The sequence below is a fragment of the Microbacterium sp. Bi128 genome (assembly GCF_918698205.1).
Genome location: NZ_CAKKMM010000687.1, coordinates 1 through 2,658, shown reverse-complemented (window position 1 = coordinate 2,658; position 2,658 = coordinate 1). Strand labels below are relative to the sequence as shown.

Here is a 2,658-nt window from a genome sequence, read left to right as displayed (position 1 = left end):
TACGCCGTAGCGGAAATAGAGGTCAAAGCGACCTTCGCCCACGCCGGGAATGCCGCTTTCCGGCACCTGTTCAACTACATCAGCGGCAGCAACACGGCGCAACGGAAGCTGGCGATGACGGCCCCGGTGATCCAGGGGCCCGGGCAGTCGCAAAAGCTGGCGATGACCGCGCCGGTATTGCAAAGCGGCCCGCTGCCGGGAAGCGCAGAGCCCGCTGATTTCATCGTGGCCTTTGTGCTCCCCGCTGGGGTGACGGCGGAGACGGCGCCGGTCCCGGCGAACCCAGACGTTAGAGTCCGGGCCCAGCCAGGTTCCCTGGCAGCCGCCCTTCGGTTCTCCGGCAGCGGGTCGGAGGCGGCCTTTGTACGGCGAAACGATGGCCTCCAGGAGGCACTGAAGCTAGCTGGGCTGAAGCCTGTGGGGCCGCCACGATTCGCCCGTTTTGATCCGCCGTTCAAGCCGTGGTTCCTGCGCCGCAACGAGGTTGTTCAGGACGTGCAGGAACCCTTTACTCCTCCGGGCGAGCCCGGCCGCTGACCGGGGTAAGGCAAAATGGTTTGGTGACCCAACACCCGCAGCGCCCCGCCTCACCCGCCTCGCCCGCCTCCGGTCCGTCCGCGAAGACCGGCTCACCACAGACCGGCACGCCGCACACCCAGGAGTCCGGCATCGCCGCCCAGATCGCCGGCGAGCTCGGCGTCCTGCCGTGGCAGGTCAAGGCCGCCGTGGATCTGCTCGACGCCGGGTCCACCGTGCCCTTCATCGCCCTCTACCGGAAGGAAGCGACCGGCACCCTGGACGATACCCAGCTCCGCGAGCTGGAGGAGCGGCTGCGCTACCTGCGCGAGCTCGAGGACCGCCGCCGGAGTATCCTCGAGGCGATTGCCGCCCAGGGCGCGCTGACCCCGGAATTGCAGGCCGCCGTCGTCGGCGCCGACACTAAGTCGCGGCTGGAGGACATCTACCTCCCGTTCAAAACCAAGCGGCGCACCAAGGCGCAGATCGCCCGCGAAGCCGGACTGGAGCCGCTCGCCGACGCCCTGCTCAAGCGCCCCGAACTGGACCCGGAGCGCGAGGCGGCCAAGTACCTCAACGCCGAACACTCGATCGGGGACCCGGCCGCGGCGCTCGCCGGTGCCCGCTCCATCCTGGTGGAACGCGTAGCGCAGGACGCCGACCTGGCCGCCACGCTCCGGGAACGGCTGTGGACCCAGGGCCGGATGGTGTCCCGGGTGAAGAAAGGCAAGGAAGCCGAAGGCCAGAAATTCAAGGACTACTTCGAGTTCTCCCAGCAGCCGGCCGGAATGCCCTCGCACCGTGTCCTGGCGCTGCTGCGCGGAGAAAAGGACGGCGCGCTGGAGCTCGACCTCGCCGAGGCTGATCCGAACGACGACGCCGCCCTCACCGCCGCCCGCGGCCGGTACGAGGCTGCCGTGGCCAGGTTCCTCGGGGTTGCCGACCGCGGCCGGCCCGCCGATGCCTGGCTGCTGCAGACCGCCCAGCTGGCCTGGCGCTCGCGCGTCCTGGCGCGGCTGACGGCAGACCTGCGCAGCCGGATGTTCGCCGCCGCCGAGGACGAGGCCGTGCGAGTGTTCGCCGCGAACCTGCGCGATGTGCTGCTCGCCGCGCCGGCCGGGAACCGCGCCACCCTGGGCCTGGACCCGGGACTGCGCACCGGCGTCAAGGTCGCCGTGGTGGATGGCACCGGCAAGGTGGTCGCGACGGACACCGTCTACCCGCACGCCCCGGCCCGGAAATGGGACGAGGCGCTGCGGACCCTCGTGGGCCTCGCCACGAAGCACGGGGTCGAACTCGTCGCGATCGGCAACGGCACCGCGTCGAGGGAGACGGACAAGCTCGCCGCCGAACTGCTCAAGCAGCTCTCCTCTGGGCCGGAAAACAAGCCGCAGAAAATTGTGGTGTCCGAGGCCGGGGCGTCGGTGTATTCGGCGTCGGCGCTCGCCGCGGCGGAGCTGCCCGGCATGGATGTGTCCCTGCGCGGCGCCGTCTCGATCGCCCGGCGGCTGCAGGACCCGCTCGCGGAGCTGGTGAAGATTGAGCCGAAGTCGATCGGCGTCGGGCAGTACCAGCACGACGTCACGGCCGCGAAGCTGGACCGCAGCCTGGACGCGGTGGTCGAGGACTGCGTGAATGCGGTGGGCGTGGACGTCAACACCGCCTCGCCCGCACTGTTGAGCCGGGTGGCCGGGGTCGGGCCGCTGCTGAGCGAGAACATTGTGGCGTACCGGAACGAGCACGGGCCCTTCGCCAAGCGCAGCGAGCTGAAGAAGGTCCCGCGGCTGGGCGCCAAGGCGTTTGAGCAGTGCGCCGGCTTCCTGCGGATCACCGGGGGAGCGGAGCCGCTGGACGCCTCCAGCGTGCATCCGGAGGCCTACCCCGTGGCCCGGAAAATCAAGGCGACTGCCGGTAAAGCGCCTGCTGCGGGAAGCTTTGCGGCGCTGAATCCGCAGGACTTCGTGGACGGCTCCTTCGGCCTGCCCACCGTGCAGGACATCATCGCCGAGCTCGAGAAGCCCGGCCGTGACCCGCGTCCGGCCTTCGCGGCGGCAGCGTTTTCTGAAGGCATCGAGAAGATCTCGGACCTCAGGCCCGGCATGGTGCTGGAAGGAACGGTGACCAACGTGGCCGCGTTCGGCG

General features: G+C 69.9%; 2 protein-coding genes. Both read left to right on the top strand.

The genetic code is table 11. From position 1 onward, the window contains the following. A partial coding sequence (locus LQV45_RS24875; protein WP_230009292.1) for a heme-binding protein occupies positions 1–537 on the top strand: 537 nt, incomplete at its 5' end. Between the two features lie 23 nt (positions 538–560). Beyond that, the coding region (locus tag LQV45_RS24870; protein ID WP_374208292.1) for a Tex family protein at positions 561–2,658 on the top strand (2,098 nt) is incomplete at its 3' end.